This window comes from Klebsiella sp. CD33 (assembly GCF_051992865.1).
Lineage (GTDB): Bacteria > Pseudomonadota > Gammaproteobacteria > Enterobacterales > Enterobacteriaceae > Klebsiella > Klebsiella pneumoniae.
On sequence record NZ_CP197023.1, the window covers coordinates 5,063,549 to 5,090,303 of the forward strand.

Annotated in this window: 21 protein-coding genes, 4 tRNA genes, 3 rRNA genes and 1 riboswitch; of the genes, 7 read left to right on the forward strand and 21 right to left on the reverse strand. The window is 55.6% G+C overall.

Annotation, left to right across the window (positions count from 1 at the left end; genetic code table 11):
• Nucleotides 1–5 precede the first annotated feature (5 nt).
• Both ppiC (ACR809_RS24750) and ppiC (ACR809_RS24755) read left to right on the forward strand, forming a co-directional pair.
• Nucleotides 6–287, forward strand: a complete 282-nt coding sequence (gene ppiC, locus ACR809_RS24750; RefSeq protein ID WP_002883181.1) for a peptidylprolyl isomerase PpiC — start codon at nt 6–8, stop codon at nt 285–287.
• 51 nt (nt 288–338) lie between these two features.
• Nucleotides 339–620, forward strand: a complete 282-nt coding sequence (gene ppiC, locus ACR809_RS24755; protein ID WP_002883180.1) for a peptidylprolyl isomerase PpiC — start codon at nt 339–341, stop codon at nt 618–620.
• A 203-nt stretch (nt 621–823) separates the two neighbouring features.
• On the opposite strand, the gene ilvC is transcribed toward ppiC (ACR809_RS24755), so the two are convergent.
• The gene (gene ilvC, locus ACR809_RS24760) at nt 824–2,299 is read right to left on the reverse strand and encodes a ketol-acid reductoisomerase (RefSeq protein ID WP_002883178.1); all 1,476 of its coding nucleotides are present in this window, start codon (nt 2,297–2,299) and stop codon (nt 824–826) included.
• Between the two features lie 152 nt (nt 2,300–2,451).
• Between ilvC and ilvY the strand changes: the two genes are divergently transcribed.
• Entirely contained in the window at nt 2,452–3,342 is an 891-nt protein-coding gene (gene ilvY / locus ACR809_RS24765) for an HTH-type transcriptional activator IlvY (protein ID WP_002883176.1), read from the forward strand.
• Here ilvY and ilvA read toward each other — a convergent pair.
• From ilvA to ilvL, 7 genes are all read right to left on the reverse strand, one after another.
• Complete coding sequence (gene ilvA, locus ACR809_RS24770) at nt 3,339–4,883, reverse strand: threonine ammonia-lyase, biosynthetic (protein WP_002883174.1); 1,545 nt, start codon at nt 4,881–4,883, stop codon at nt 3,339–3,341. The genes ilvY and ilvA overlap by 4 nt on opposite strands.
• Before the next feature lie 2 nt (nt 4,884–4,885).
• Complete coding sequence (gene ilvD, locus ACR809_RS24775) at nt 4,886–6,736, reverse strand: dihydroxy-acid dehydratase (RefSeq protein ID WP_122051628.1); 1,851 nt, start codon at nt 6,734–6,736, stop codon at nt 4,886–4,888.
• Between the two features lie 60 nt (nt 6,737–6,796).
• Nucleotides 6,797–7,726, reverse strand: a complete 930-nt coding sequence (ilvE, locus tag ACR809_RS24780) for a branched-chain-amino-acid transaminase (protein WP_122051629.1) — start codon at nt 7,724–7,726, stop codon at nt 6,797–6,799.
• 16 nt (nt 7,727–7,742) lie between these two features.
• A complete protein-coding gene (gene ilvM / locus ACR809_RS24785; RefSeq protein ID WP_002883170.1) occupies nt 7,743–8,000 on the reverse strand; it encodes an acetolactate synthase 2 small subunit in 258 nt (85 codons plus the stop codon).
• Complete coding sequence (gene ilvG, locus ACR809_RS24790; protein ID WP_002883142.1) at nt 7,997–9,643, reverse strand: acetolactate synthase 2 catalytic subunit; 1,647 nt, start codon at nt 9,641–9,643, stop codon at nt 7,997–7,999. Before ilvG ends, ilvM begins: the two co-directional genes overlap by 4 nt.
• 2 nt (nt 9,644–9,645) lie before the next feature.
• The gene (ilvX, locus tag ACR809_RS24795; protein ID WP_201281575.1) at nt 9,646–9,699 is read right to left on the reverse strand and encodes a peptide IlvX; all 54 of its coding nucleotides are present in this window, start codon (nt 9,697–9,699) and stop codon (nt 9,646–9,648) included.
• An 84-nt stretch (nt 9,700–9,783) separates the two neighbouring features.
• A complete protein-coding gene (gene ilvL, locus ACR809_RS24800; RefSeq protein WP_001311244.1) occupies nt 9,784–9,882 on the reverse strand; it encodes an ilv operon leader peptide in 99 nt (32 codons plus the stop codon).
• A gap of 354 nt (nt 9,883–10,236) precedes the next feature.
• Between ilvL and ACR809_RS24805 the strand changes: the two genes are divergently transcribed.
• Nucleotides 10,237–11,757: a YifB family Mg chelatase-like AAA ATPase gene (locus tag ACR809_RS24805; protein ID WP_002883134.1), complete on the forward strand. Its 1,521-nt coding sequence runs from the start codon at nt 10,237–10,239 to the stop codon at nt 11,755–11,757.
• Between the two features lie 24 nt (nt 11,758–11,781).
• On the opposite strand, the gene ACR809_RS24810 is transcribed toward ACR809_RS24805, so the two are convergent.
• Nucleotides 11,782–12,120, reverse strand: coding sequence for a DUF413 domain-containing protein (locus ACR809_RS24810; RefSeq protein ID WP_004146520.1), 339 nt, complete (start codon nt 12,118–12,120; stop codon nt 11,782–11,784).
• 118 nt (nt 12,121–12,238) lie between these two features.
• Here ACR809_RS24810 and hdfR point away from each other — a divergent pair, with 118 nt between their 5' ends.
• A complete protein-coding gene (gene hdfR, locus ACR809_RS24815; protein ID WP_004181639.1) occupies nt 12,239–13,060 on the forward strand; it encodes an HTH-type transcriptional regulator HdfR in 822 nt (273 codons plus the stop codon).
• 108 nt (nt 13,061–13,168) lie between these two features.
• On the opposite strand, the gene ACR809_RS24820 is transcribed toward hdfR, so the two are convergent.
• From ACR809_RS24820 to btuB, 9 genes are all read right to left on the reverse strand, one after another.
• Nucleotides 13,169–13,244: transfer RNA gene (locus ACR809_RS24820), tRNA-Trp, on the reverse strand.
• A gap of 53 nt (nt 13,245–13,297) precedes the next feature.
• Nucleotides 13,298–13,374 (reverse strand) — tRNA-Asp (locus tag ACR809_RS24825).
• 57 nt (nt 13,375–13,431) lie between these two features.
• Nucleotides 13,432–13,547, reverse strand: a 5S ribosomal RNA gene (gene rrf, locus ACR809_RS24830).
• Nucleotides 13,548–13,650: 103 nt separating this feature from the next.
• A 23S ribosomal RNA gene (locus ACR809_RS24835) occupies nt 13,651–16,552 on the reverse strand.
• Between the two features lie 169 nt (nt 16,553–16,721).
• Nucleotides 16,722–16,797: transfer RNA gene (locus ACR809_RS24840), tRNA-Ala, on the reverse strand.
• A 36-nt stretch (nt 16,798–16,833) separates the two neighbouring features.
• A tRNA-Ile gene (locus tag ACR809_RS24845) sits at nt 16,834–16,910 on the reverse strand.
• Between the two features lie 69 nt (nt 16,911–16,979).
• Nucleotides 16,980–18,519 (reverse strand): 16S ribosomal RNA (locus ACR809_RS24850).
• Together the 16S, 23S and 5S rRNA genes with 4 tRNA genes alongside form the textbook arrangement of a ribosomal RNA operon.
• Before the next feature lie 396 nt (nt 18,520–18,915).
• Nucleotides 18,916–19,767, reverse strand: a complete 852-nt coding sequence (gene murI / locus ACR809_RS24855; RefSeq protein ID WP_002883026.1) for a glutamate racemase — start codon at nt 19,765–19,767, stop codon at nt 18,916–18,918.
• Nucleotides 19,712–21,550 (reverse strand): TonB-dependent vitamin B12 receptor BtuB, encoded by a 1,839-nt coding sequence (gene btuB, locus ACR809_RS24860; RefSeq protein WP_004146288.1) that lies wholly within the window; start codon nt 21,548–21,550, stop codon nt 19,712–19,714. Before btuB ends, murI begins: the two co-directional genes overlap by 56 nt.
• 65 nt (nt 21,551–21,615) lie before the next feature.
• A riboswitch (cobalamin riboswitch) is annotated at nt 21,616–21,802 on the reverse strand.
• 114 nt (nt 21,803–21,916) lie between these two features.
• Between btuB and trmA the strand changes: the two genes are divergently transcribed.
• Nucleotides 21,917–23,017 carry a tRNA (uridine(54)-C5)-methyltransferase TrmA gene (gene trmA / locus ACR809_RS24865; protein WP_080893151.1) on the forward strand — a complete coding sequence of 367 codons (1,101 nt, stop codon included), beginning with the start codon at nt 21,917–21,919 and terminating at the stop codon, nt 23,015–23,017.
• A 51-nt stretch (nt 23,018–23,068) separates the two neighbouring features.
• Here trmA and ACR809_RS24870 read toward each other — a convergent pair whose 3' ends face one another.
• Complete coding sequence (locus ACR809_RS24870; protein ID WP_002883021.1) at nt 23,069–23,428, reverse strand: YijD family membrane protein; 360 nt, start codon at nt 23,426–23,428, stop codon at nt 23,069–23,071.
• Between the two features lie 15 nt (nt 23,429–23,443).
• Nucleotides 23,444–24,079: an HTH-type transcriptional repressor FabR gene (gene fabR, locus ACR809_RS24875; protein ID WP_004151856.1), complete on the reverse strand. Its 636-nt coding sequence runs from the start codon at nt 24,077–24,079 to the stop codon at nt 23,444–23,446.
• A gap of 196 nt (nt 24,080–24,275) precedes the next feature.
• On the opposite strand from fabR, the gene sthA reads away from it, so the two are divergent.
• A complete protein-coding gene (gene sthA / locus ACR809_RS24880) occupies nt 24,276–25,676 on the forward strand; it encodes a Si-specific NAD(P)(+) transhydrogenase (protein WP_002883016.1) in 1,401 nt (466 codons plus the stop codon).
• Here sthA and oxyR read toward each other — a convergent pair.
• Nucleotides 25,659–26,576 (reverse strand): DNA-binding transcriptional regulator OxyR, encoded by a 918-nt coding sequence (gene oxyR / locus ACR809_RS24885; RefSeq protein WP_002883015.1) that lies wholly within the window; start codon nt 26,574–26,576, stop codon nt 25,659–25,661. The genes sthA and oxyR overlap by 18 nt on opposite strands.
• Nucleotides 26,577–26,755 lie beyond the last annotated feature (179 nt).

Consider the following 26,755-nt stretch of genomic DNA (forward strand, 5'->3'; position numbering starts at 1 on the left):
ATGTCATGGCAAAAAGCGCAGCGGCCCTGCATATCCTGGTCAAAGAAGAGAAACTGGCGCTGGAGATCCTCGCCAAACTGGAGCGGGGCGTCAGCTTCGATCATCTGGCGAAACGCTATTCTAAATGTCCGTCTGGCCGCAACGGCGGCGACTTAGGCGAGTTTCAGCAAGGCGCGATGGTCGGTCCGTTTGATCAAGCCGTCTTCAGCTGTCCGCTGCTCAAACCCTATGGCCCGGTGAAAACCAAATTCGGCTACCACATCATCAAGGTGCTGTATCGCCGCTAGCGCGTGATACTATGGCGCCCTGATTTATCCCAACTCACTCAAGGCGCAATCATGGCTAAAACCGCGGCAGCACTGCATATCCTGGTAAAAGAAGAGAAACTGGCGCTCGATCTGCTCGAGCAGCTCAAAAACGGCGCCGATTTCGGCAAGCTGGCAAAGAAACACTCCATTTGTCCGTCAGGCAAACGCGGCGGCGATCTGGGTGAGTTCCGCCAGGGCCAGATGGTACCAGCCTTCGATAAAGTGGTCTTCTCCTGCCCTGAACTGGAGCCAACCGGCCCGCTGCATACCCAGTTCGGCTACCACATCATCAAAGTGCTGTACCGGAAATAATAAAAAAACCCGGGGATCTTAATCTCCGGGTTTTTGCCTGATGGCGCTTCGCTTATCAGGCCTACTAAACAAATCCATGCCTCTATGGATTTCGGCTTGCCGGAAGGCGGCAAGGAAGTACATCCCCAGGAACAAAGATTACTATGTGACTGGGGTGTACGTACCGTAGCCAACGCATCGGCAAGTCGAAAGACGACGAGGAATTAGCCGGCTACCGCGATACGCTTCATATCGGTCATATAACCGCGCAGTTTCTTACCAACCTGCTCGATAGCGTGGCTGCGAATCGCTTCGTTCACATCGCGCAGCTGCGCGTTATCTACCGCGCCTTCGGCAATCGCTGTGCCCAGGTCGCCGGTCTGCAGGGTGGTCATGAACTCTTTCAGCAGCGGTACGCAAGCGTAAGAGAACAGGTAGTTACCATATTCAGCGGTATCGGAAATAACCACGTTCATCTCATACAGACGCTTACGGGCGATGGTGTTGGCGATAAGCGGCAGCTCATGCAGTGATTCGTAGTAAGCAGACTCTTCGATGATGCCGGAGGCCACCATGGTTTCGAAGGCCAGCTCAACGCCCGCTTTCACCATCGCGATCATCAGAACGCCTTTATCGAAGTACTCCTGCTCGCCGATTTTGCCTTCATATTGCGGCGCGGTTTCGAAGGCGGTTTTGCCGGTCTCTTCACGCCAGGTCAGCAGTTTCTTATCATCATTCGCCCAGTCCGCCATCATGCCGGAGGAGAATTCGCCGGAGATGATGTCGTCCATGTGTTTCTGGAACAGCGGCGCCATGATCTCTTTCAGCTGCTCGGACAGCGCATAAGCGCGCAGTTTCGCCGGGTTGGAGAGGCGATCCATCATCAGGGTGATGCCGCCCTGCTTCAGCGCTTCGGTGATGGTTTCCCAGCCGAACTGAATCAGTTTTTCTGCATACGCCGGATCGGTACCTTCCGCCACCAGCTTGTCGAAGCACAGCAGAGAACCCGCCTGCAGCATGCCGCAAAGGATGGTTTGCTCGCCCATCAGGTCAGATTTCACTTCCGCCACGAAGGAAGACTCCAGCACGCCCGCGCGGTGGCCGCCTGTCGCCGCAGCCCATGCTTTGGCAATCGCCATGCCTTCGCCTTTCGGGTCGTTTTCCGGGTGTACCGCGATAAGCGTCGGTACGCCGAAACCGCGTTTGTACTCTTCACGCACTTCGGTGCCCGGGCACTTCGGCGCCACCATCACCACGGTGATGTCTTTACGGATCTGCTCGCCCACTTCCACGATGTTGAAGCCGTGGGAGTAACCCAGCGCTGCGCCGTCTTTCATCAGCGGCTGTACGGAGCGCACAACGTCTGAGTGCTGTTTGTCCGGCGTCAGGTTAACCACCAGGTCGGCCTGCGGGATCAGCTCTTCATAAGTGCCGACTTTGAAGCCGTTTTCAGTCGCTTTACGCCAGGAGGCGCGCTTCTCAGCGATCGCTTCTTTACGCAGCGCATAGGAGATATCCAGGCCGGAGTCACGCATGTTCAGACCCTGGTTCAGGCCCTGCGCGCCGCAGCCGACGATGACCACTTTTTTACCCTGAAGGTAGCTTGCGCCATCGGCGAATTCGTCGCGCGCCATAAAGCGGCATTTGCCCAGCTGTGCCAGCTGCTGGCGCAGGTTCAGTGTATTAAAGTAGTTAGCCATGTCTGTAACTCCGTGATGTTGTGTCGTGCTTATTGTTCGGTTCGCTTTTGCGAGAATGAACTTACTATATGACAGGAATTTTATTGCGGAAATTGATATATTCACAACGTCACGTTGCATTTTATGAAATACAAAACCGGGGAGTACGCGCCGTGGATTTACGCGATCTGAAAACCTTTCTGCATCTGGCGGAAAGCCGCCATTTTGGCCGCAGCGCGCGGGCCATGCACGTCAGCCCGTCGACGCTTTCGCGCCAGATCCAACGCCTGGAAGAGGACCTCGGCCAGCCGCTGTTCGTGCGAGATAATCGCACGGTGACCCTTACCGAAGCCGGGGAAGAGTTACGTACCTTTGCCCAACAGACTTTATTGCAGTATCAGCAGCTTCGTCACGTCATCGATCAGCAGGGCCCTTCGCTCTCCGGCGAGCTGCACATCTTCTGCTCTGTCACCGCCGCCTATAGCCATCTGCCGCCGATCCTCGACCGCTTTCGCGCCGCGCACCCCTCGGTGGAGATCAAGCTCTCGACCGGCGACGCCGCCGACGCTATGGAGAAGGTCGTCACCGGCGAAGCCGACCTGGCGATTGCCGGTAAGCCGGAGACTCTGCCAGGGTCGGTGGCGTTTTCGATGCTGGAGAACCTCGCCGTGGTGTTAATTGCCCCGGCCCTTCCCTGCCCGGTGCGCAACCAGGTGACCGTCGAGCGCCCCGACTGGTCGACAGTGCCCTTTATCATGGCCGACCAGGGGCCGGTACGTCGGCGCATCGAGCTGTGGTTTCGGCGGCATAAAATCAGCAATCCGTCAATCTACGCCACCGTCGGCGGGCACGAAGCGATGGTGTCGATGGTCGCCCTGGGATGCGGCGTGGCGCTGCTGCCGGAAGTGGTGCTGGAGAACAGTCCGGAGCCGGTACGCAACAGGGTGATGATCCTGGAGCGCAGCGATGAGCAAACGCCGTTTGAGCTGGGTGTTTGCGCACAAAAAAAGCGGCTGCATGAGCCGCTTATTGATGCTTTCTGGAAAATTCTTCCCAACCACTAACCCGCGAGGAAAAAGCGGAATGCCGGGTTATGCGTTTCGTCGTGGCACTCATAGCCCAGCTCATTGAGACGAGTTTCAAAGTCCGGCTCGTGCTCGCCCAACTCGAAGGCCGCCAGTACCCGACCATAGTCAGTGCCGTGGCTGCGGTAGTGGAACAGTGAAATATTCCAGTGGGTGCCAAGGGTATGCAGGAATTTCAGCAGCGCCCCCGGCGATTCCGGAAACTCGAAGCTGAACAGCCGCTCCTGCAGCGCTTTTGACGGCCGGCCGCCGACCATATAGCGCACATGCAGCTTAGCCATCTCATCATCAGAGAGATCCACCACGCTGTAGCCGCCGTCGTTCAGTAACTGGAGGATCTCTTTGCGCTCTTCCAGGCCACGACTCAGGCGTACCCCGACAAAAATACAGGCGTCTTTGGCATCGGCAAAGCGGTAGTTGAACTCCGTCACCGAGCGGCCCCCCAGTAGCTGGCAAAACTTCAAAAAGCTACCTTTCTCTTCCGGGATCGTCACCGCCAGCAGCGCTTCGCGCTGTTCCCCGAGCTCGCAGCGCTCGGACACGTAGCGCAGGCCGTGGAAGTTGACGTTGGCCCCGGACAGAATATGAGCCAGACGCTCGCCGCGGATGTTATGCTGGGCGATATACTTTTTCATCCCCGCCAGCGCCAGCGCGCCGGAAGGCTCCGCCACCGCCCGCACATCTTCGAACAGATCCTTCATCGCCGCGCAGATAGCATCGCTATCGACGGTGATGATATCGTCCAGATACTCCTGGCATAAACGGAACGTTTCATCGCCGATGCGTTTGACCGCCACGCCTTCGGCAAACAAGCCGACGCGCGGCAGATCCACCGGATGGCCTGCGTCCAGCGCCGCCTTCAGGCAAGCAGAATCTTCCGCCTCCACCGCGATCACTTTGATCTGCGGCATCAGCTGCTTGATCAGCACCGCCACGCCCGCTGCCAGACCGCCGCCGCCCACCGGGACGAATACGCGGTCAATATGGGCATCCTGCTGCAGCAGCTCCAGCGCCAGGGTTCCCTGTCCGGCGATGACCATTGGGTGATCGAACGGCGGCACCCAGGTAAAACCCTGCTGTTGCGCCAGCTCAATCGCTCTCGCCTTCGCTTCGTCAAAGTTGGCGCCGTGCAGCAGCACTTCGCCGCCAAAGCCGCGAACGGCATCGACTTTGATATCGGCGGTCGCTACCGGCATCACGATCAGCGCCTTAACGCCCAGCCGCGATGCGGAAAACGCCACGCCCTGGGCATGGTTGCCCGCCGAAGCGGTGATCACCCCGTGGGATTTCTGTTCGGCAGTCAGGCTGGACATCATCGCGTAAGCGCCGCGCAGCTTAAAGCTGTGTACCGGCTGGCGATCTTCACGCTTCACCAGAATAACGTTATCCAGCCGCGACGAGAGCTTATCCATTTTTTGCAGCGGCGTTTTCTGCACCGCTTCATAAACCGGCGCGCGCAGCACTGCTCGCAGGTACTCGGCGCCCTCAGGGGCGCCGGACAAGGGTTGTGAATCCGCCATGATTAGCCACCCAGCTTGGATTTATCGCGTACCGCGCCTTTGTCGGCGCTGGTCGCCAGGCTGGCGTAGGCGCGAAGAGCAAAGGAGACCTGACGCTGGCGATTCTTCGGCGTCCACGCCTGGTCGCCACGCGCTTCCTGGGCTTCACGACGCGCCGCAATTTCCGCATCGCTCAGCTGCAGCTGGATGCTGCGGTTCGGAATATCAATCGCGATCATGTCGCCATCTTCAATGAGCGCAATGTTGCCGCCGCTCGCCGCTTCCGGAGAGACGTGACCGATAGAGAGCCCTGAGGTGCCGCCGGAGAAACGGCCATCGGTGATCAGCGCGCACGCTTTGCCCAGCCCCATCGACTTCAGGAAGCTGGTGGGGTAAAGCATCTCCTGCATCCCCGGCCCGCCTTTCGGCCCTTCGTAGCGGATCACCACGACGTCGCCTTCCACGACTTTACCGCCGAGGATGGCCTCAACCGCATCGTCCTGGCTCTCATATACTTTCGCCGGACCGGTAAATTTCAGGATGCTGTCGTCCACGCCGGCGGTTTTCACGATACAACCGTTTTCTGCGAAATTGCCGTACAGCACCGCCAGGCCGCCGTCCTTGCTGTAAGCGTGTTCCAGAGAACGGATACAGCCTTCGGCGCGATCGTCATCCAGGGTATCCCAGCGGCAGTCTTGCGAGAACGCCTGGGTGGTACGGATGCCCGCCGGGCCGGCGCGGAACATTTTTTTCACCGCGTCGTCCTGGGTCACCATCACATCGTACTGTTCCAGGGTCTGCGGCAGCGTCAGGCCAAGGACGTTTTTGACTTCGCGATTCAGCAGCCCGGCGCGGTCCAGCTCGCCCAGAATGCCCAGCACGCCGCCGGCGCGATGCACATCTTCCATATGGTATTTCTGCGTGCTCGGCGCCACCTTACACAGCTGCGGCACTTTGCGGGAGAGCTTATCGATATCGCTCATGGTGAAGTCGATTTCAGCTTCCTGCGCCGCCGCCAGCAGGTGCAGAACGGTATTGGTGGAGCCGCCCATGGCGATATCCAGCGTCATAGCGTTCTCAAAGGCCGCCTTGCTGGCGATATTGCGCGGCAGCGCGGAAGCGTCATCCTGCTCGTAATAGCGTTTGGTCAGCTCCACGATACGTTTCCCGGCGTTTAGGAACAGCTCCTTACGATCGGCGTGGGTCGCCAGCAGAGAGCCGTTGCCCGGCTGTGACAGGCCCAGCGCTTCGGTCAGGCAGTTCATGGAGTTCGCCGTGAACATCCCGGAACAGGAGCCGCAGGTCGGGCAGGCGGAGCGTTCCACCTGATTACTCTGCTCGTCGGACACTTTCGGATCCGCCCCCTGAATCATCGCATCCACCAGGTCAAGCTTGATGATTTTATCTGACAGCTTGGTCTTCCCGGCTTCCATCGGGCCGCCGGAAACAAAGATCACCGGAATATTCAAACGCAGGGAGGCCATCAGCATCCCCGGGGTGATTTTGTCGCAGTTGGAGATACAAACCATGGCATCAGCGCAGTGGGCGTTAACCATATACTCCACCGAGTCGGCGATCAGCTCGCGGGATGGCAGTGAATAGAGCATACCCCCGTGGCCCATAGCGATCCCATCATCCACTGCGATGGTGTTGAATTCTTTGGCCACGCCACCGGCGGCTTCAATCTGCTCGGAAACCAGTTTGCCGAGATCGCGCAGGTGCACGTGCCCGGGGACAAACTGGGTAAAGGAGTTAACGACGGCGATAATCGGTTTGCCGAAATCGGCATCGGTCATTCCGGTTGCGCGCCACAACGCGCGGGCGCCCGCCATATTGCGGCCATGTGTGGTGGTGGCGGAACGGTACTTAGGCATGCTCTTTTTACTCCCATCTGTGTTTATTAAATGGGACGGTGCGTGCCGTCCCATTTTTAATTACTTACTTACCGGATCCAACCAGCCCCATTTATCTTCTGTTTCACCGGTGAAGAGGCCAAAGAAGGCTTCCTGAATGCGTTTGGTTACCGGACCGCGACGGCCTGCGCCGACCTGGATGCCGTCCACGCTGCGTACCGGGGTGATTTCCGCCGCAGTGCCGGACATGAAGACTTCATCCGCCAGATACAGGGATTCACGGGACAACACCTGCTCGCGGACTTCGATACCAAGATCTTTCGCCAGCTTGATAATGGCGTCGCGGGTAATGCCCGGCAGCGCGGAAGAGGTAAACGGCGGGGTGAACAGTACACCGTCCTTCACTTCAAACAGGTTTTCCCCTGCGCCTTCGGAGATATAGCCGTTAACATCGAGGGCGATACCTTCCTGATAGCCATGGCGACGCGCTTCACTGCCAACCAGCAGCGAGGAAAGATAATTACCACCGGCTTTCGCTGCCGTCGGGATAGTGTTCGGCGCCGCGCGGTTCCAGGAAGAGACCATTGCATCGATCCCCTGCTCAAGCGCTTCTGCGCCGAGGTAGGCTCCCCATGGGAACGCCGCGATGATCACGTCAGTGTTGTAACCCGCAGGCGGGTTTACCCCCATGCCGACATCGCCAACAAACACCAGCGGACGGATATAAGCGCTGGTCAGATTATTGGTTCGAATGACTTCGCGGCAGGCTTCCATCAGTTCGTCGACGCTCTGGGAGACCGGGAAACGATAAATTTTGGCTGAATCATGCAGACGCTGCATATGTTCGCGATGACGGAACACCACCGGGCCTTTGTGCGAGTCGTAGCAACGGATCCCCTCGAATACCGAGGTACCGTAGTGCAGCGCATGGGACATCACATGAACTTTCGCTTCGCCCCACGGAACCATCTCGCCATTGAACCAAATGTAATCAGCTTTTTTCGTCGTCATTTTTCTTCCTTTGCGCTCAGGCGCGGATTTGTTGTGATGTGGGTTGCTGGATCTCGACGCAGGCAACGTCGACCAGTTTGCTTAATTGACTAAACAGTAATTCGACGGGCCGCGGGCTGGCAACGGTCAATTCGATATTTATGTTCTGTGCGTCCGGCGCGGTTTCCATGTTCATTGCGCAGATGTGGAAACCCCGGTGGCGGACAACGCGCAGCACGCGCTCTAAGGTTTCCGGGTTGAAACGTGCCTGTAAAGCGACCTGATGTTGCATCATGATAATTTCTCCAGCATTTCAGAGTTACTGGCGCCGGGCGGCACCAACGGCCAGACATTCTCAAGTTCGTCGATTGAGACATGAAGCAGGTATGGCCCCTGGCTCGAAAGCATGGTGTCGAGTGCCGCTTCAACCTGGTCTTTACGGGTGATGTGTTGGCCAGGAATACCGAAGGCGCTGGCCAGCGTGAGGAAATCAGGGTTATCAGTCAGAGTGGTTTCGCTATAACGTTCCTGGAAAAACAGCTGCTGCCATTGTCGAACCATCCCTAACCGCTGGTTGTCGAGTAACACGATCTTCAGCGGTAACTGCTTGCGTTTAACGGTGCCCAGCTCCTGTACATTCATCATGAAGGAGCCGTCACCGGAGATACAGATCACCGTATCGTTAGGGCGCGCCACCTGGGCGCCAACGGCGGCCGGCAGGCCAAAGCCCATGGTGCCTAAGCCGCTGGAGGTGATAAAGTTTTCCGGGCGGGTATAGGTCATATGCTGAGCCGACCACATCTGGTGCTGGCCAACGTCGGTGGTCACCACGCTGTCCGCCGGCTTGCGGTCGGAAAGCTGCTTCAGCAGCAGCGGCGCGTAGATTGCCTCACCGGGATGATCGTAACGCCAGGCATGCTCGGCACGCAGTGCGGCACTCCGCTCGCGCCAGCCATCGATAGCTAACGGCTGCTGCAGCGCCGGCAGCAGGCAGTTCAGATCGCCTGTCAGACCGATATGCGCCTGACGCAGCTTGTTCAGCTCCGCCGGATCGATGTCCATGTGGATCACTTTGGCATGCGGTGCGAAGGTATTGAGCTTACCGGTTACGCGATCGTCAAAGCGCGCGCCGACGGCGATCAGCAGATCGCACTCCTGTACCGCCAGGTTGGCCGCCTTAGTGCCGTGCATTCCCAGCATGCCGAGATAATAGGGATAATCAGCATCCACCACGCCCAGCCCTTTCAGGGTGCAGGTTGCCGGCATCCTGGTCACCGCCAGGAATTCGCGCAAAGCCGGTACCGCCTGCGCCATGCCGACCCCGCCGCCAACATACAGCATCGGTTGCTGCGATTGGGCCAGCATCTGCAGAGCCTGCGCCACTTCCGCCTGCGGAAATGCCATCTCATCGGCGACGGTAGAGAAATGGGGATCGAGGTCGCCCTGCGCCATCTGAATATCCTTAGGGATATCAACCAGCACCGGACCTGGACGGCCTGAGTTTGCCACCTGGAAAGCCTCAGCAATAACCCGCGGCAGTTCGTCCAGAGACTGCACAAGGAAACTGTGCTTAGTACAGGCCAGTGACAAACCGAGAACGTCTACTTCCTGGAACGCATCCGTGCCGATGAAGGGTGCGGCCACCTGGCCGGTGATAGCTACGATGGGAATAGAGTCAAGCAGGGCGTCCGCCAGGCCGGTGATCAGATTGGTCGCGCCCGGGCCGGACGTCGCGATACACACCCCGGTTTTACCGGTTGCTCGCGCATAACCAATGGCCGCCATGGCTGCCCCTTGCTCATGCCGGCACAGCAGGTGCTCCACGCCGCCGTCATACAGTGCATCGTAAACCGGCATAATTGCGCCACCCGGATAGCCAAAAACTGTGTCGACTCCCTGTGTCCGCAAAGCATGTACCACCCACTGCGCGCCATTCATAGTTAGTTCCCCGTCATAAATCTGGAGAAACAGAATTTTATGCTAAAAGTCATCATCTGCTCCTCGCTTAGGTTATTTCAGTTATAAAAAAACCCCCGGACCTTTCGGTGCGGGGGTCTTAGTTCGTTAAGGCTTGATTTCTAAGCCTTTCCTCGTCCAAGTGCAGCCCCGCACGGTGGGATAATAATCACCACCACGCTAATCACGACCAGGCTAATCACTCGTAGAAGGGCTGTCATTTTCTATACTTTCTGGCTTCTTGTTCGAAGGAATACCTAAAGAGTTACCACAGACATCACATAAAGCACAAGATTTTTTTATATCTTCGTTGCTGATCAGCCTAACGGTTTCAATAAAAATAATTGTTTTATATGAAAAAAATCAAAAATGAAAAAAATTCAGTTTTCTCACCCCTGCCGCGCTCTTCGGCGCCCTCTTTGCCAACATAGCTCTGTTTTGCGATCAAACGTCCATTTTCGGCTAAATGTAACGATATGCCGCGAAAAGTATGGATACGCAGTTCTAAATTCGCACTTTTTCCGTTCTCGCTTTACGTCATGCCAACCATAATTCTTCTCTGTCCAGGAGGTTTTATGTCGCTCGCTATCGTCTATACTCGCGCGGCGCTCGGTATCGAAGCGCCATTGATTACCGTTGAGGTTCATCTCAGCAACGGTCTTCCTGGTCTAACTATGGTCGGGCTGCCGGAAACCACCGTGAAAGAGGCCCGCGACCGGGTCCGCAGCGCCCTGATCAACAGCGGCTACGCTTTTCCTGCGAAGAAGATAACCATTAACCTGGCGCCAGCGGATCTGCCCAAAGAAGGCGGACGATACGATCTGCCCATCGCTCTCGCGCTTCTCGTTGCCTCAGAGCAGCTCAACACGACGCGACTGAATCAATATGAGTTTGTGGGCGAACTCGCCCTTACAGGTGGGTTACGAGGCGTTCCAGGGGCAATCCCCAGCGCAATGGAGGCCATCAAAGCCGGCCGGCGCATTGTCGTCTCCTCTGACAATGCGGCGGAGGTCGGCCTGATCGGCGGCAGCGATTGTCTGGTCGCCGACCATCTGCAGGAGGTTTGCGCATTTCTTGCGGGGCAGACATCGCTTTCGCCGCCTCTCGCCGAGGCGCCTGCTCGGGATGAACGCTACGAAGATCTGCTCGATGTTATCGGCCAGCAGCAGGGCAAACGAGCGCTGGAGATTGTGGCCGCCGGTGGTCACAACCTGCTCCTGATAGGCCCGCCCGGGACCGGGAAAACCATGCTAGCCAGCCGACTCCCCGGTCTCCTGCCGCCATTAAGCAATCAGGAAGCGCTGGAGAGCGCGGCCATACAGAGTCTGGTCAACCTCCACACCGCAAAGACGCGGTGGCGTCAGAGGCCGTTCCGCGCCCCCCACCATAGCGCCTCGCTGGCAGCGATGGTGGGCGGCGGCTCGATACCGGTCCCCGGTGAGATTTCCCTTGCCCATAATGGCGTGCTGTTTCTTGATGAACTGCCGGAGTTTGAGCGGCGGGTACTGGATGCGCTACGCGAACCCATTGAGTCAGGCAAGATCCACATATCACGCTCGCGCGCCAAAATTGACTATCCGGCGCGCTTTCAGCTTATTGCAGCGATGAATCCAAGCCCGACAGGACATTATCAGGGTAAACATAATCGTGCATCGCCGGAGCAGACATTGCGCTACCTTGGACGCCTGTCAGGCCCCTTCCTCGACCGCTTCGATCTTTCCTTAGAGATCCCATTGCCGCCGCCAGGAATACTGAGTCAGGGCTCGCAGGGTGAAGAATCGAGCGCAACGGTCCGGCAGCGGGTGCTGGCGGCGCGTGAACGACAAATGCTCAGGCAAAATAAACTCAATGCCCATCTTGAGAATCGTGAAATGAAGAACTGCTGTCGCTTAAGGCGGGAGGATGCTGTCTGGCTGGAACAGACGCTAACGCAGCTGGGGCTTTCTATTCGCGCCTGGCAGCGTCTGTTAAAGGTTGCGAGAACCATTGCCGATCTGGCAGAGGTTGAAGAGATTGAACGCTGTCATTTGCAGGAGGCGCTCAGCTATCGGGCAATTGATCGGATGCTCAACCATCTGCAGAAAATGATGGCGTAAAAAAAGGGCTTACGCCCTTTTTTCTTAGTCATCGCTTTCGGTGTAATCGTCAGCGCCTTCCATCTGCGGTTTGCCGCCGGACAGAGTATGGAAACGCTTCGGCCGCTTGATACGCGCCATATACTTAATCCATACGCGTTCTGCTTCCGTCACCGGCTCACGTTCACCACGGCACACCGAGACAAATTGTTTTTCATCTTCGGTAACAGGTTCGCGCTTACCCAGTTCCAGTTCGTTAAAGGCATAACCATGACGTTCCAGCAGTTGCGCCTCTTTGATGGTGAAATCACCGTGACGGGAGAACCCGCGTGGATAATTTTTATTGTCGAAAAAACGATTAGTCGTCGTAAAGCTTTCCGCCATCCTACACGCTCCTGATTCTTTGGCCGAGCTATTTATGGCGCGGAGTATTAGTTACGCTTGACAGAGCGTCAAACAAAACATTTAAATCATCACGACAAATAATTTTGTGGAGAACGGTGTGGATACGGAATTGCTCAAGACTTTCCTGGAAGTGAGTAGAACTCGTCACTTTGGGCGAGCAGCAGAGGCGCTTTACCTGACACAGTCAGCAGTCAGCTTTCGTATTCGTCAGCTGGAAAATCAACTTGGTGTGAATCTGTTCACCCGTCATCGTAATAACATCCGCCTGACGACCGCCGGCGAAAAGCTCCTCCCCTATGCCGAAACGCTCATGAATACCTGGCAGGCTGCGCGCAAGGAGGTGGCACACTCTTCGCGACATAATGAATTCTCCATTGGGGCCAGCGCCTCCCTGTGGGAATGTATGCTTAACAGCTGGCTCGGTACCCTCTACAGCGCACCTTACAATCTCCAGTTTGAAGCCCGTATCGCGCAGCGGCAGTCGTTGGTTAAACAGCTTCACGAACGCCAGTTGGATCTGCTGATCACCACCGAATCGCCGAAGATGGATGAATTAAGCAGCCAGCTGTTGGGTAATTTTACTCTTGCCCTGTATTGCGCATCGCCTGCAAAAAACAGAAATGAATTGAATTACTTGCGCCTTGAATGGGGGCCTGATTTTCAGCAAAACGAAGTTGGACTGATAGGAAGCGATGATGTTCCGCTGCTCACTACCTCTTCAGCTGAACTGATCTATCAGCAATTATCGCGCCTGAACGGCTGCTGTTGGCTACCTGTTCGCTGGGCGAAAGAGAAGCATGGGTTACATACGGTCATGGACAGCGCTACGTTATCCCGTCCACTTTATGCGATCTGGTTACAAAATAGCGATAAGCAGGCGCAGATCCATGAGATCCTGAAAAACCCTATTCTGGAATAAACGCTACTCTCCATGGACGGAGATCAGCAAGGTATTTTCGTAGGGGATATTGCCAATGGAGATTAGAGATAAAAAAAATCCTTTGCCTGAGCAAAGGATTCTTATAAATGGCAGGGGCGGAGAGACTCGAACTCCCAACACCCGGTTTTGGAGACCGGTGCTCTACCAATTGAACTACGCCCCTAAAATTTTCTTACCACTAAGCCTGCTATTTGAGCAGGCTTAATGTTAAATAAGTGGCGGAACGGACGGGACTCGAACCCGCGACCCCCTGCGTGACAGGCAGGTATTCTAACCGACTGAACTACCGCTCCACCGAATTTCTTCGCTTTATTACCACCGGTTGTCACCCCGGCTTACTGCAATTTGATGCCTGGCAGTTCCCTACTCTCACATGGGGAGACCCCACACTACCATCGGCGCTACGGCGTTTCACTTCTGAGTTCGGCATGGGGTCAGGTGGGACCACCGCGCTAGTGCCGCCAGGCAAATTCTTTGTGCTCAGTATGCAATTCTTTATATTGCGTACTCAACTCTGAATCTAAGCTGAAAATCTTCTCTCAAATCCGCCAAAACATCTTCGGCGTTGTAAGGTTAAGCCTCACGGTTCATTAGTACCGGTTAGCTCAACGCATCGCTGCGCTTACACACCCGGCCTATCAACGTCGTCGTCTTCAACGTTCCTTCAGGAGACTTAAAGTCTCAGGGAGAACTCATCTCGGGGCAAGTTTCGTGCTTAGATGCTTTCAGCACTTATCTCTTCCGCATTTAGCTACCGGGCAGTGCCATTGGCATGACAACCCGAACACCAGTGATGCGTCCACTCCGGTCCTCTCGTACTAGGAGCAGCCCCCCTCAATTCTCCAGCGCCCACGGCAGATAGGGACCGAACTGTCTCACGACGTTCTAAACCCAGCTCGCGTACCACTTTAAATGGCGAACAGCCATACCCTTGGGACCTACTTCAGCCCCAGGATGTGATGAGCCGACATCGAGGTGCCAAACACCGCCGTCGATATGAACTCTTGGGCGGTATCAGCCTGTTATCCCCGGAGTACCTTTTATCCGTTGAGCGATGGCCCTTCCATTCAGAACCACCGGATCACTATGACCTGCTTTCGCACCTGCTCGCGCCGTCACGCTCGCAGTCAAGCTAGCTTATGCCATTGCACTAACCTCCTGATGTCCGACCAGGATTAGCTAACCTTCGTGCTCCTCCGTTACGCTTTGGGAGGAGACCGCCCCAGTCAAACTACCCACCAGACACTGTCCGCAACCCCGGTAAGGGGCCAACGTTAGAACATCAAACATTAAAGGGTGGTATTTCAAGGTTGGCTCCACGCAGACTGGCGTCCACGCTTCAAAGCCTCCCACCTATCCTACACATCAAGGCTCAATGTTCAGTGTCAAGCTATAGTAAAGGTTCACGGGGTCTTTCCGTCTTGCCGCGGGTACACTGCATCTTCACAGCGAGTTCAATTTCACTGAGTCTCGGGTGGAGACAGCCTGGCCATCATTACGCCATTCGTGCAGGTCGGAACTTACCCGACAAGGAATTTCGCTACCTTAGGACCGTTATAGTTACGGCCGCCGTTTACCGGGGCTTCGATCAAGAGCTTCTCCTTACGGATAACCCCATCAATTAACCTTCCGGCACCGGGCAGGCGTCACACCGTATACGTCCACTTTCGTGTTTGCACAGTGCTGTGTTTTTAATAAACAGTTGCAGCCAGCTGGTATCTTCGACTGGTCTCAGCTCCATCCGCAGGGACTTCACCTACACACCAGCGTGCCTTCTCCCGAAGTTACGGCACCATTTTGCCTAGTTCCTTCACCCGAGTTCTCTCAAGCGCCTTGGTATTCTCTACCTGACCACCTGTGTCGGTTTGGGGTACGATTTAATGTTACCTGATGCTTAGAGGCTTTTCCTGGAAGCAGGGCATTTGTTACTTCAGCACCGTAGTGCCTCGTCATCACACCTCAGCCTTGATTATCCGGATTTGCCTGGACAATCAGCCTACATGCTTAAACCGGGACAACCGTCGCCCGGCTAACATAGCCTTCTCCGTCCCCCCTTCGCAGTAACACCAAGTACAGGAATATTAACCTGTTTCCCATCGACTACGCCTTTCGGCCTCGCCTTAGGGGTCGACTCACCCTGCCCCGATTAACGTTGGACAGGAACCCTTGGTCTTCCGGCGAGCGGGCTTTTCACCCGCTTTATCGTTACTTATGTCAGCATTCGCACTTCTGATACCTCCAGCATGCCTCACAGCACACCTTCGCAGGCTTACAGAACGCTCCCCTACCCAACAACACATAGTGTCGCTGCCGCAGCTTCGGTGCATGGTTTAGCCCCGTTACATCTTCCGCGCAGGCCGACTCGACCAGTGAGCTATTACGCTTTCTTTAAATGATGGCTGCTTCTAAGCCAACATCCTGGCTGTCTGTGCCTTCCCACATCGTTTCCCACTTAACCATGACTTTGGGACCTTAGCTGGCGGTCTGGGTTGTTTCCCTCTTCACGACGGACGTTAGCACCCGCCGTGTGTCTCCCGTGATAACATTCTTCGGTATTCGTAGTTTGCATCGGGTTGGTAAGTCGGGATGACCCCCTAGCCGAAACAGTGCTCTACCCCCGAAGATGAATTCACGAGGCGCTACCTAAATAGCTTTCGGGGAGAACCAGCTATCTCCCGGTTTGATTGGCCTTTCACCCCCAGCCACAAGTCATCCGCTAATTTTTCAACATTAGTCGGTTCGGTCCTCCAGTTAGTGTTACCCAACCTTCAACCTGCCCATGGCTAGATCACCGGGTTTCGGGTCTATACCCTGCAACTTAACGCCCAGTTAAGACTCGGTTTCCCTGCGGCTCCCCTATACGGTTAACCTTGCTACAGAATATAAGTCGCTGACCCATTATACAAAAGGTACGCAGTCACACCCGAAGGTGCTCCCACTGCTTGTACGTACACGGTTTCAGGTTCTTTTTCACTCCCCTCGCCGGGGTTCTTTTCGCCTTTCCCTCACGGTACTGGTTCACTATCGGTCAGTCAGGAGTATTTAGCCTTGGAGGATGGTCCCCCCATATTCAGACAGGATACCACGTGTCCCGCCCTACTCTTCGAGTTCACAACCTGTGCATTTTGGTGTACGGGACTATCACCCTGTACCGTCGGACTTTCCAGACCGTTCCACTAACACACAAGCTGATTCAGACTCTGGGCTGCTCCCCGTTCGCTCGCCGCTACTGGGGGAATCTCGGTTGATTTCTTTTCCTCGGGGTACTTAGATGTTTCAGTTCCCCCGGTTCGCCTCGTTAACCTATGTATTCAGTTAACGATAGTGTGACGAATCACACTGGGTTTCCCCATTCGGACATCGCCGGCTATAACGGTTCATATCACCTTACCGACGCTTTTCGCAGATTAGCACGTCCTTCATCGCCTCTGACTGCCAGGGCATCCACCGTGTACGCTTAGTCGCTTAACCTCACAACCCGAAGATGTTTCACTTCTGATTGCGAAAATTTGAGAGACTCGAACACACATTAACTGTGTATCGTTTCAATTTTCAGCTTGATCCAGATTTTTAAAGAGCAAAACTTCGCAGTGCACCTTTTCAGGTTCACTCTGAAGTTTTCTTGTGTTCGCAGTAAAGATGGTGGAGCTATGCGGGATCGAACCGCAGACCTCCTGCGTGCAAAGCAGGCGCTCTCCCAGCTGAGCTATAGCCCCATCGTTTGCAACCTCTTCAAATTTGCTTCGCAAATTTGGTAGGCCTGAGTGGACTTGAACCACCGACCTCACCCTTATCAGGGGTGCGCTCTAACCACCTGAGCTACAAGCCTGTAGAGGTTTTTACTGCTGTTTTTCATCAGACAATCTGTGTGAGCACTGCAAAGGCAGGTTCTTTAAGGTAAGGAGGTGATCCAACCGCAGGTTCCCCTACGGTTACCTTGTTACGACTTCACCCCAGTCATGAATCACAAAGTGGTAAGCGCCCTCCCGAAGGTTAAGCTACCTACTTCTTTTGCAACCCACTCCCATGGTGTGACGGGCGGTGTGTACAAGGCCCGGGAACGTATTCACCGTAGCATTCTGATCTACGATTACTAGCGATTCCGACTTCATGGAGTCGAGTTGCAGACTCCAATCCGGACTACGACATACTTTATGAGGTCCGCTTGCTCTCGCGAGGTCGCTTCTCTTTGTATATGCCATTGTAGCACGTGTGTAGCCCTGGTCGTAAGGGCCATGATGACTTGACGTCATCCCCACCTTCCTCCAGTTTATCACTGGCAGTCTCCTTTGAGTTCCCGGCCGGACCGCTGGCAACAAAGGATAAGGGTTGCGCTCGTTGCGGGACTTAACCCAACATTTCACAACACGAGCTGACGACAGCCATGCAGCACCTGTCTCACAGTTCCCGAAGGCACCAATCCATCTCTGGAAAGTTCTGTGGATGTCAAGACCAGGTAAGGTTCTTCGCGTTGCATCGAATTAAACCACATGCTCCACCGCTTGTGCGGGCCCCCGTCAATTCATTTGAGTTTTAACCTTGCGGCCGTACTCCCCAGGCGGTCGATTTAACGCGTTAGCTCCGGAAGCCACGCCTCAAGGGCACAACCTCCAAATCGACATCGTTTACGGCGTGGACTACCAGGGTATCTAATCCTGTTTGCTCCCCACGCTTTCGCACCTGAGCGTCAGTCTTTGTCCAGGGGGCCGCCTTCGCCACCGGTATTCCTCCAGATCTCTACGCATTTCACCGCTACACCTGGAATTCTACCCCCCTCTACAAGACTCTAGCCTGCCAGTTTCGAATGCAGTTCCCAGGTTGAGCCCGGGGATTTCACATCCGACTTGACAGACCGCCTGCGTGCGCTTTACGCCCAGTAATTCCGATTAACGCTTGCACCCTCCGTATTACCGCGGCTGCTGGCACGGAGTTAGCCGGTGCTTCTTCTGCGGGTAACGTCAATCGCCAAGGTTATTAACCTTAACGCCTTCCTCCCCGCTGAAAGTGCTTTACAACCCGAAGGCCTTCTTCACACACGCGGCATGGCTGCATCAGGCTTGCGCCCATTGTGCAATATTCCCCACTGCTGCCTCCCGTAGGAGTCTGGACCGTGTCTCAGTTCCAGTGTGGCTGGTCATCCTCTCAGACCAGCTAGGGATCGTCGCCTAGGTGAGCCGTTACCCCACCTACTAGCTAATCCCATCTGGGCACATCTGATGGCATGAGGCCCGAAGGTCCCCCACTTTGGTCTTACGACATTATGCGGTATTAGCTACCGTTTCCAGTAGTTATCCCCCTCCATCAGGCAGTTTCCCAGACATTACTCACCCGTCCGCCGCTCGTCACCCGAGAGCAAGCTCTCTGTGCTACCGCTCGACTTGCATGTGTTAGGCCTGCCGCCAGCGTTCAATCTGAGCCATGATCAAACTCTTCAATTTAAGTTTGATGCTCAAAGAATTAAACTTCGTAATGAATTACGTGTTCACTCTTGAGACTTGGTATTCATTTTTCGTCCGAGGACGTTAAGAATCCATGTCACTTTGAGTGCCCACACAGATTGTCTGATAAATTGTTAAAGAGCAGTTGCAACGCGGCTTTCAGCTCACCGTTGCGAGGTCCCGTATAATACGTTTTCCTCATTCAGAGTCAAGCCCTTATTTTGCTTTTCTCTGTCAGTTTTTAGCGCTGAACTTCACCGCTAAAACCCTGCTGACCCGGCGGCTTGCTTGCCGTTGTTCCGTGTCAGTGGAGGCGCATTATAGGGAGTTCTGAGACGTTGACAAGCCCTGTTTTCAAAAAATTATTCAACCGTCTCTTTTTTGTGCAAAACGCCCTTAGAGCGGTAATTTTTCCAGCGTCGAGAAGCCATAGCGACGCAGAACGGGTAAAAGCTGTTCTGTTTCTGCCGTCAGCGCCATGCAGAATGCCTTATTCTCGTCGCTGGACTTCGCATCCGGCGCTTCATGCTCTAACAGCCAGGCGGTGCGACGGGCAATCGCCGCGCCGGAATCGATCAGCCGTGTGCCTTCCGGCAGAACGCGCTGCAGCTCCTCCTGTAAAAGAGGAAAGTGGGTGCAGCCCAGCACCACCGTATCCGGCGGCTCCTGCATCCGCAGCCATGGGCGCAGGATACGGCGCAGCTCTTCTAACGGCACAGGCTCGCCGTGCAGCTTCGCTTCCGCCAGCTCCACCAGCTCCGCCGACCCCAGCATTTCAATCCGACATTCATTGGCAAAGCGGTCGATCAGCTCACGGGTATAAGGACGCTTTACGGTACCGCGCGTCGCCAGCAGGCCAACAATGCCGTTCGCCGTTAAACGGGCGGCGGGCTTGATCGCCGGCACCACGCCAACGACGGGGAAAGCGAACTTTTCACGCAGGGCAGGCAGGGAGACGGTACTGGCGGTATTGCAGGCGATCACCGCCAGCGCCAGGGGATAACGCTGCTGGACAGCGGTGACGATTTCCACAACGCGCTCAACGATAAACTCCTCGCTCTTCTCGCCATAGGGGAAGGCAACGTTATCGAAAGCATAGATGTAATGCAGATTCGGCAGCAGCTGCCGAATCTCATTATAAACCGACAACCCACCGACGCCGGAATCAAACACCAGCACGGTGGGACGTGGATCAGAAGGTGTAGCTGCCAGACAAGGTGTATTCCCGTCCTGCAGATTGGTAGCCATAAACTGTCTCGTAATCTTTATCGAACAGGTTGGCTATTTTACCACGAACTGTCAGGTGTGAGGTGACGGGATACGATAAACCGACATCCCAGAGGCTCAACCCACCCATATTGACGGTACGCGAGTTGTCGTAGTCATAATCGTAACGCTTGCCGATGTAGTGATACGTCACATCCCACCCCAGATCGTAGACCTGGCCGTTCAGCTCGTATTTCACCTGCTGCTTCGCCCGGCGATAGAGGATCTTATTGGTTTCATCATCGCGAGGGTCAACATACTGCAGCGTCAGATGGTGCTCCACCGGCCCGGTGGTTATATTCCCCGTCCACTCCAGCCCCTTAATCGTCGCCGACTTGACGTTGTAATAGGCGTTGTTGTCGTAATCGATGAGGTTTTGAATCTCATAGCGATACGCGGAGAGGCGCCAGTCGACCGGCCCCGTTAACCCTTCAAGGCCCGCTTCCCATTGCTTCGACTCCTCTGGCTTCAGATTCGGGTTAGAGGCGATGCCAAAGCGTTCTGCGCCGTACTGCTGCCCGAGGGAGGGGGCGAGGAATCCTGTGCCGTACGAGAGCGTTGTCCGATAACCGTCGATAAATTCCCAGCCTGCGGCCGTCTGCCAGGTACCGTGCCAGCCAAACTGCTCGTCATGATCCTCACGGCCGGAAGCTTCCAGCGTCACGCTGTCAATCTGCTGCTGTCCCGTCAGATAAAGACCGGTGGTGTCACGCTTATACACGTCGGTACTGGTCGTTCCGCTGGATTTCAGCTTCTCTTGTTTCCAGTCAACGCCGCCGCTCACTGCCCCATGGCCTACCACAACATTATTTCCCCACTGGATATAGCGCTGTTCCATATCATCCAGGGTGGTGCCCGCGGCATAGCGGCCAGCGTCGCTGCTGTAGTTGTAATCTTTGATGCGCTGATAGTTAGCAATCAGCTGGGAGGAGTAAATTCCGGAGTGGTAGTGCAGACCGGTATCCCAGGATTGGGTATAGGATTGATCTTCATCGTTTCCACCTGCGTAGCCCCAGTTACCCTGGTCATAGTCAGCGTTGGCGGAATAACCATAGCCGCGGAAGAACCCCGAGAAGTTGTCATCGAACTGATGCTGTACCCCGCCCCACAGCATTTTATTGCGGTAGCCGTCGCGATCGCTGTCGCCGCTGTAAGAGGAATTCGGCTGGACGTTAAACCCTTTGGTGGTCTGATAGGCGCCAGCAGCGGTAACCAACGTATCGCCAAACCGCTTGTTAAAGGCGCCGTCATAGGACTGATAGCCGTTCGTACCCGCGCCGGCGTTGATCTGCGAACGCTCAGCGTCGGTCATGGTGATGATGTTCACCACCCCGCCGATCGCTCCGGAGCCGTACACCGCGGAGCGCGGGCCGCGGATGTATTCCACCCGCTGGACCAGTGAGATAGGGATCTGACTGATATCTACGCCGTTGGAGATCCCCGGACGCGCCATCGGCACACCGTCGATCAGCACCAGCACGTGACGAGCCTCCGTCCCCCGAACATACAGCGAAGCGCTCTGCCCCATGCCGCCGTTGCGGGCAATATCGACCCCGGGAAGACGACGCATGACATCGTTTAAATCTTTGGACTGCCAGCGGTCAATGTCATCGCGCGTCACAATGTCGGTCGGCGCCAGCACGGTATTGACCGGCTGTTGAAAACGGTTTGCTGTCACCACCAACGTATCTGAATTGCTATCCTGCGCCCAGCCGGAAAATGCCGTGACGGATAAGGCCGTCATCAGCGAAGCTTTTTTAATCATTGTAAAAGCATCCGAAACAGAAAAAGGATGCCGCAGGTTTTATCAGTTGCTCGCGACGATAAAACCCAGTGCGACGTATTCCGGCAGGTCTTCGGGCTTGGAGGCTGTTTCAAGAAATAATGACTTCCCACGGCTAGCCGCAGTGTCTGCACCGAGTGCGCTCATTTCTCACCTTCCTTACCGCTGCGCGTCAGCCCCAGATTTCCACTGGGTTCCCTTTTAACTCACAGGACCGGTAGGCGAATGCTACAATCAGAACCATATAGATGTCCAGACTGCTAATTATATTTCCCGCGGCATTCGAGGCTGGACATCCCCGGCGCTTTCCCTACAATCCCCGCGTACTTATTTTATTCAGGATACATCATGACCCCCGAACACCTTCCTACCGAACAATACGAAGCGCAGCTGGCAGAAAAAGTCGTCCGTTTGCAAACCATGATGGCGCCTTTTGCCGCGCCGGTTCCGGAAGTGTTTCGTTCGCCGGTCAGCCACTACCGTATGCGCGCCGAGTTCCGTCTGTGGCACGATGGCGACGATCTGTACCATATTATTTTCGATCAGCAGACCCGGTCGCGAATTCGCGTTGACAGCTTCCCGGCCGCCAGCGCGCTGATCAATCAGCTGATGACCGCCATGCTGGAGGGCGTACGCAACAATCCCGTGCTACGCCAGAAGCTGTTCCAGATTGACTATCTGACCACCCTCAGCAACCAGGCGGTCGTTTCGCTGCTATATCATAAAAAGCTGGACGATGCCTGGCGTGAGCAAGCGGAGGCGCTGCGTGACGCCCTGCGAGCCCAGGGGCTCAATGTGCATCTGATTGGGCGGGCGACCAAAACTAAAATCGAGCTCGATCAGGATTATATAGATGAACGCCTGCCGGTTGGCGGGCGGGAGATGATCTACCGTCAGGTGGAAAACAGCTTTACCCAACCGAACGCGGCCATGAACATTCAGATGCTGGAGTGGGCACTGGATGTCACCAAAGGGGCGACTGGCGACCTGCTGGAATTGTACTGCGGCAACGGTAACTTCTCGCTGGCGCTGGCACGTAATTTCGATCGCGTATTGGCCACCGAAATCGCCAAACCGTCGGTGGCGGCGGCGCAGTACAACATCGCCGCTAACCATATCGACAACGTGCAGATTATCCGCATGGCGGCGGAAGAGTTTACTCAGGCGATGAACGGGGTGCGGCAGTTCAACCGGCTGCAGGGTATCGATCTGCATAGCTATCAGTGCGAAACCATCTTCGTCGATCCACCGCGCAGCGGGCTGGACAGCGAGACGGAAAAAATGGTGCAGGCCTATCCGTGTATTTTGTACATTTCGTGCAACCCGGAAACGCTGTGTCGCAATCTGGAAACGCTAAGCCAGACGCACAACGTTACCCGGCTGGCGCTGTTCGACCAGTTCCCGTATACCCATCACATGGAGTGCGGCGTCCTGCTGACCCGCAAATAGGCCCAAAAAAACCGGCAACGTCATATTGCCGGTTTTTTTACCGCTTGCGGCTTACTCGGCTGCGGTATCTTTGCGGTTACGCATCTTGTAGCCGATCCAGAAGACCATCGCGACGGACAGAACGGCCGGGAAGAAGTTAGAACCGATATCCGGGTACTCCGCACGCACGACGGTGCTGTACAACAGCACCCCGAGAATAAAAAAGGCGGCGGCCAGGCCCGGTAGCCCAACGGGCATACTGCGATTCTGATAGCGCTGATGCAGACAGTAGACCGTCAGCAGCAGGGATAAAATGGGGAAGACGGAAAACGGAACTATCGAACTGAACAGCGCCGCAAAGGCGCCATTAATGGATAACCCGGCAATCAGCGCCAGCAGCAGCGTACCTTTATCTTGAACTGAGTGTTTCATTGCTCGTCCTTCACGTTATTCGGAATGATGTGACATTTTTTCTTGTTCACGGCGATACCAGTAATACGCGCCTTTCGAGATCATTCGAAGCTGCAGTACCAACCGTTCCTCCAGCTGCCGGCGCTGCTCAGGGCCGACATCCAGCGCTTCCGCGCCAGCGCTAAAAACGATGGTGACCATAGCTTCAGCCTGCGCTTCGGTAAAGGCGCGCGGCATATGGTTTTCGAGTTCTAAATAGTCGGCGAGTTCCGCAATAAAGTGCTGGATCTCGCGTGCGACGGCGGCGCGAAACGCCGCAGAAGTTCCCGAGCGCTCGCGCAGCAGCAGGCGGAAGGCGTTCGGGTTGTTACCGATAAATTCCATAAAGGTGGAGACCGAGGTGCGGATCACGCTGCCGCCTTTGGCTATCCGCTGGCGCGCCTGGCGCATCAGCTGGCGCAGCATCAGTCCGCTCTCATCGACCATCGTCAGGCCCAGCTCATCGACGTCGCGAAAATGACGATAAAAGGACGTCGGCGCGATCCCTGCTTCCCGTGCCACTTCACGCAAGCTCAGGCTGGCGAAACTCCGCTCAGCGCTAAGTTGACTGAATGCCGCTTCCACCAGCGAACGGCGGGTTTTTTCTTTTTGTTGTGCTCTTACGCCCATCACGATGTATGAATCCTTCCAATAGCCCTGCTGGCACTATACCAGAGATTAAAACTAATCGGTTTGCCCTGGATTGTGAATGATTGTTTACGAGCCGTTTCTGCTTTTATGCTGCAAAAAAGCACAACGATAATTGGGTTAAAGCGCAGCGAATGTTATCATCGTGTTTATTTTATGTATAAAACAGGTGAGTAATGCCATGTCACACTCTTGGGATTATGATGCAATAGTGATTGGTTCCGGTCCTGGCGGGGAAGGCGCCGCCATGGGACTGGTGAAACAGGGAGCACGCGTTGCCGTCATCGAGCGCTACCATAATGTCGGCGGCGGTTGCACCCACTGGGGCACCATCCCGTCGAAAGCCCTCCGCCATGCCGTCAGCCGTATTATCGAGTTTAACCAAAACCCCCTCTACAGCGACCACTCCCGCCTTCTTCGCTCTTCTTTCGCCGACATCCTTAACCATGCCGACAGCGTCATCAACCAGCAGACTCATATGCGCCAGGGATTCTATGAGCGCAACCACTGTGAAATTCTGCAGGGCAATGCCCACTTCGTGGATGAGCATACTCTGGCGCTGGAGTGCCATGACGGCACGGTCGAGACTGTGACCGCGGAGAAATTCGTTATCGCCTGTGGATCGCGCCCCTACCATCCGGCGGATGTCGATTTCCACCACCCGCGCATCTATGACAGCGATTCGATTCTCAGCCTGCAGCATGAGCCGCGCCATGTGATCATTTACGGCGCCGGGGTGATCGGTTGTGAATATGCGTCGATCTTCCGCGGCATGGAGGTGAAGGTCGATCTGATCAACACCCGCGATCGTCTGCTGGCCTTCCTCGATCAGGAGATGTCAGACTCGCTCTCTTATCACTTCTGGAACAGCGGCGTGGTTATTCGCCACAACGAGGAGTATGAGAAAATTGAAGGGGTGGATGACGGGGTGATCATGCACCTGAAGTCCGGCAAAAAGCTGAAGGCCGATTGCCTGCTGTACGCTAACGGCCGCACCGGCAACACCGACACCCTGGCGCTGGAAAATATCGGTCTGCAGACCGACAGCCGCGGTCAGCTGAAGGTCAACAGCATGTATCAGACCGCCCTCCCGCACATCTATGCGGTTGGCGATGTCATCGGCTATCCAAGCCTGGCTTCTGCCGCTTACGATCAAGGACGCATTGCCGCCCAGGCGCTGGTGAAAGGCGAAGCCTCAGCGCATCTGATTGAAGATATCCCGACCGGGATCTATACCATTCCGGAAATCAGCTCCGTCGGGAAAACCGAGCAGCAGCTGACGGCGATGAAAGTGCCGTATGAGGTGGGCCGCGCCCAGTTTAAACACCTGGCGCGGGCGCAAATCGTCGGTATGAGCGTTGGTACGCTGAAGATCCTGTTCCATCGTGAAACCAAGGAGATCCTTGGCATTCACTGCTTTGGCGAGCGCGCGGCCGAAATTATTCATATCGGCCAGGCGATCATGGAGCAGAAAGGCGGTGGCAACACCATTGAGTACTTCGTCAACACCACCTTTAACTACCCGACCATGGCGGAAGCGTACCGGGTTGCCGCGCTGAACGGCTTAAACCGCCTGTTTTAACGCCTTGTCGAAATGGCCATCCATCGTGCCGCGGATGGCCTCCGCCAGATGTTCATAGCGGCTGCGCAGCGGGGAGCCCGGACGATAAACCAGACCGATGGTGCGTCTTGGCTCTGGCTTAATGCACGGCAGGTAGACTACGCCATCGCGTTTTCTCTCTTGCGGCACCGCCAGCGCCGGCAGCAGGGTAATGCCGCTGCCTGCCGCCACCATATTGCGCAGCGTTTCCAGGCTGGTCGCGCGGAAGTGGGTATCCTCATCCGCCCCCGCTTCAAAGCAGAAGCCCATCGCCTGATCGCGCAGACAGTGGCCATCCTCCAGCATCAGCAGCTTTTCACCGGCCAGATCCGACATCGGCACCCGATCGCGGTTCGCCCACGGATGATCTTCATAGATAGCCAGCATCATCGGCTCATCGAACAGCGGCACCTCGATAAAGGCCTCGCTCTCTTTGACCAGCGCCAGGATGGCGCAGTCGAGCTTACCGCTGTCGAGCTGAGCCAGCAGCTGATGGGTCTGCGCTTCGTGCAGATACATTTCCAGCTTCGGGAAGGTCTGATGCAGCATCGGAATGATGTGCGGCAGCAGGTACGGGCCAATTGTCGGGATCAGGCCGATATGCAGCGGCCCGGACATGGTTTCCCCTTGTTGGCTTGCCATTTCCTTGAGCACTTTTACTTCGCGTAACACGGTACGCGCCTGATCCACCAGCAACAGCCCCGCCTGGGTAAACAGAACCTTACGGCTGGTGCGCTCCAGCAGCATGACGCCAAGCTCATCCTCCAGCTTGCGGATCTGTCCGCTGAGCGTCGGTTGGCTCACATGGCATGAGTCAGCCGCCCGCCGGAAGTGGCGGTGTTCGGCGAGCGCTACCAGGTATTCAAGATCGCGAATATTCATTATTCATCCTCCATCGCCACGATAGTCCATGGCGATAGATAGCATAGCAACGAACGATTATCCCTATCAAGTTTTCTGTTCAATAATACGCCCATAAAGACGGTCTACCTGTGAAAATCACTGACCCGTCACACTGTTTCTCTACCCGAACAACTAAAGCCAACGTGAACTTTTGCGGA

What these genes read in the sequence shown, in the direction of transcription:
- btuB (WP_004146288.1), bottom strand. Translation starts at nt 21,550, where the DNA reads ATGATTAAAAAAGCTTCGCTGATGACGGCCTTATCCGTCACGGCATTT.
- ilvL (WP_001311244.1), bottom strand. Translation starts at nt 9,882, where the DNA reads ATGACAGCCCTTCTACGAGTGATTAGCCTGGTCGTGATTAGCGTGGTG.
- murI (WP_002883026.1), bottom strand. Translation starts at nt 19,767, where the DNA reads ATGGCTACCAATCTGCAGGACGGGAATACACCTTGTCTGGCAGCTACA.
- ilvG (WP_002883142.1), bottom strand. Translation starts at nt 9,643, where the DNA reads ATGAATGGCGCGCAGTGGGTGGTACATGCTTTGCGGACACAGGGAGTC.
- oxyR (WP_002883015.1), bottom strand. Translation starts at nt 26,576, where the DNA reads ATGAATATTCGCGATCTTGAATACCTGGTAGCGCTCGCCGAACACCGC.
- sthA (WP_002883016.1), top strand. Translation starts at nt 24,276, where the DNA reads ATGTCACACTCTTGGGATTATGATGCAATAGTGATTGGTTCCGGTCCT.
- trmA (WP_080893151.1), top strand. Translation starts at nt 21,917, where the DNA reads ATGACCCCCGAACACCTTCCTACCGAACAATACGAAGCGCAGCTGGCA.
- ppiC (WP_002883181.1), top strand. Translation starts at nt 6, where the DNA reads ATGGCAAAAAGCGCAGCGGCCCTGCATATCCTGGTCAAAGAAGAGAAA.
- ACR809_RS24870 (WP_002883021.1), bottom strand. Translation starts at nt 23,428, where the DNA reads ATGAAACACTCAGTTCAAGATAAAGGTACGCTGCTGCTGGCGCTGATT.
- ACR809_RS24810 (WP_004146520.1), bottom strand. Translation starts at nt 12,120, where the DNA reads ATGGCGGAAAGCTTTACGACGACTAATCGTTTTTTCGACAATAAAAAT.
- ilvA (WP_002883174.1), bottom strand. Translation starts at nt 4,883, where the DNA reads ATGGCGGATTCACAACCCTTGTCCGGCGCCCCTGAGGGCGCCGAGTAC.
- ACR809_RS24805 (WP_002883134.1), top strand. Translation starts at nt 10,237, where the DNA reads ATGTCGCTCGCTATCGTCTATACTCGCGCGGCGCTCGGTATCGAAGCG.
- ppiC (WP_002883180.1), top strand. Translation starts at nt 339, where the DNA reads ATGGCTAAAACCGCGGCAGCACTGCATATCCTGGTAAAAGAAGAGAAA.
- ilvC (WP_002883178.1), bottom strand. Translation starts at nt 2,299, where the DNA reads ATGGCTAACTACTTTAATACACTGAACCTGCGCCAGCAGCTGGCACAG.
- ilvD (WP_122051628.1), bottom strand. Translation starts at nt 6,736, where the DNA reads ATGCCTAAGTACCGTTCCGCCACCACCACACATGGCCGCAATATGGCG.
- ilvM (WP_002883170.1), bottom strand. Translation starts at nt 8,000, where the DNA reads ATGATGCAACATCAGGTCGCTTTACAGGCACGTTTCAACCCGGAAACC.
- ilvE (WP_122051629.1), bottom strand. Translation starts at nt 7,726, where the DNA reads ATGACGACGAAAAAAGCTGATTACATTTGGTTCAATGGCGAGATGGTT.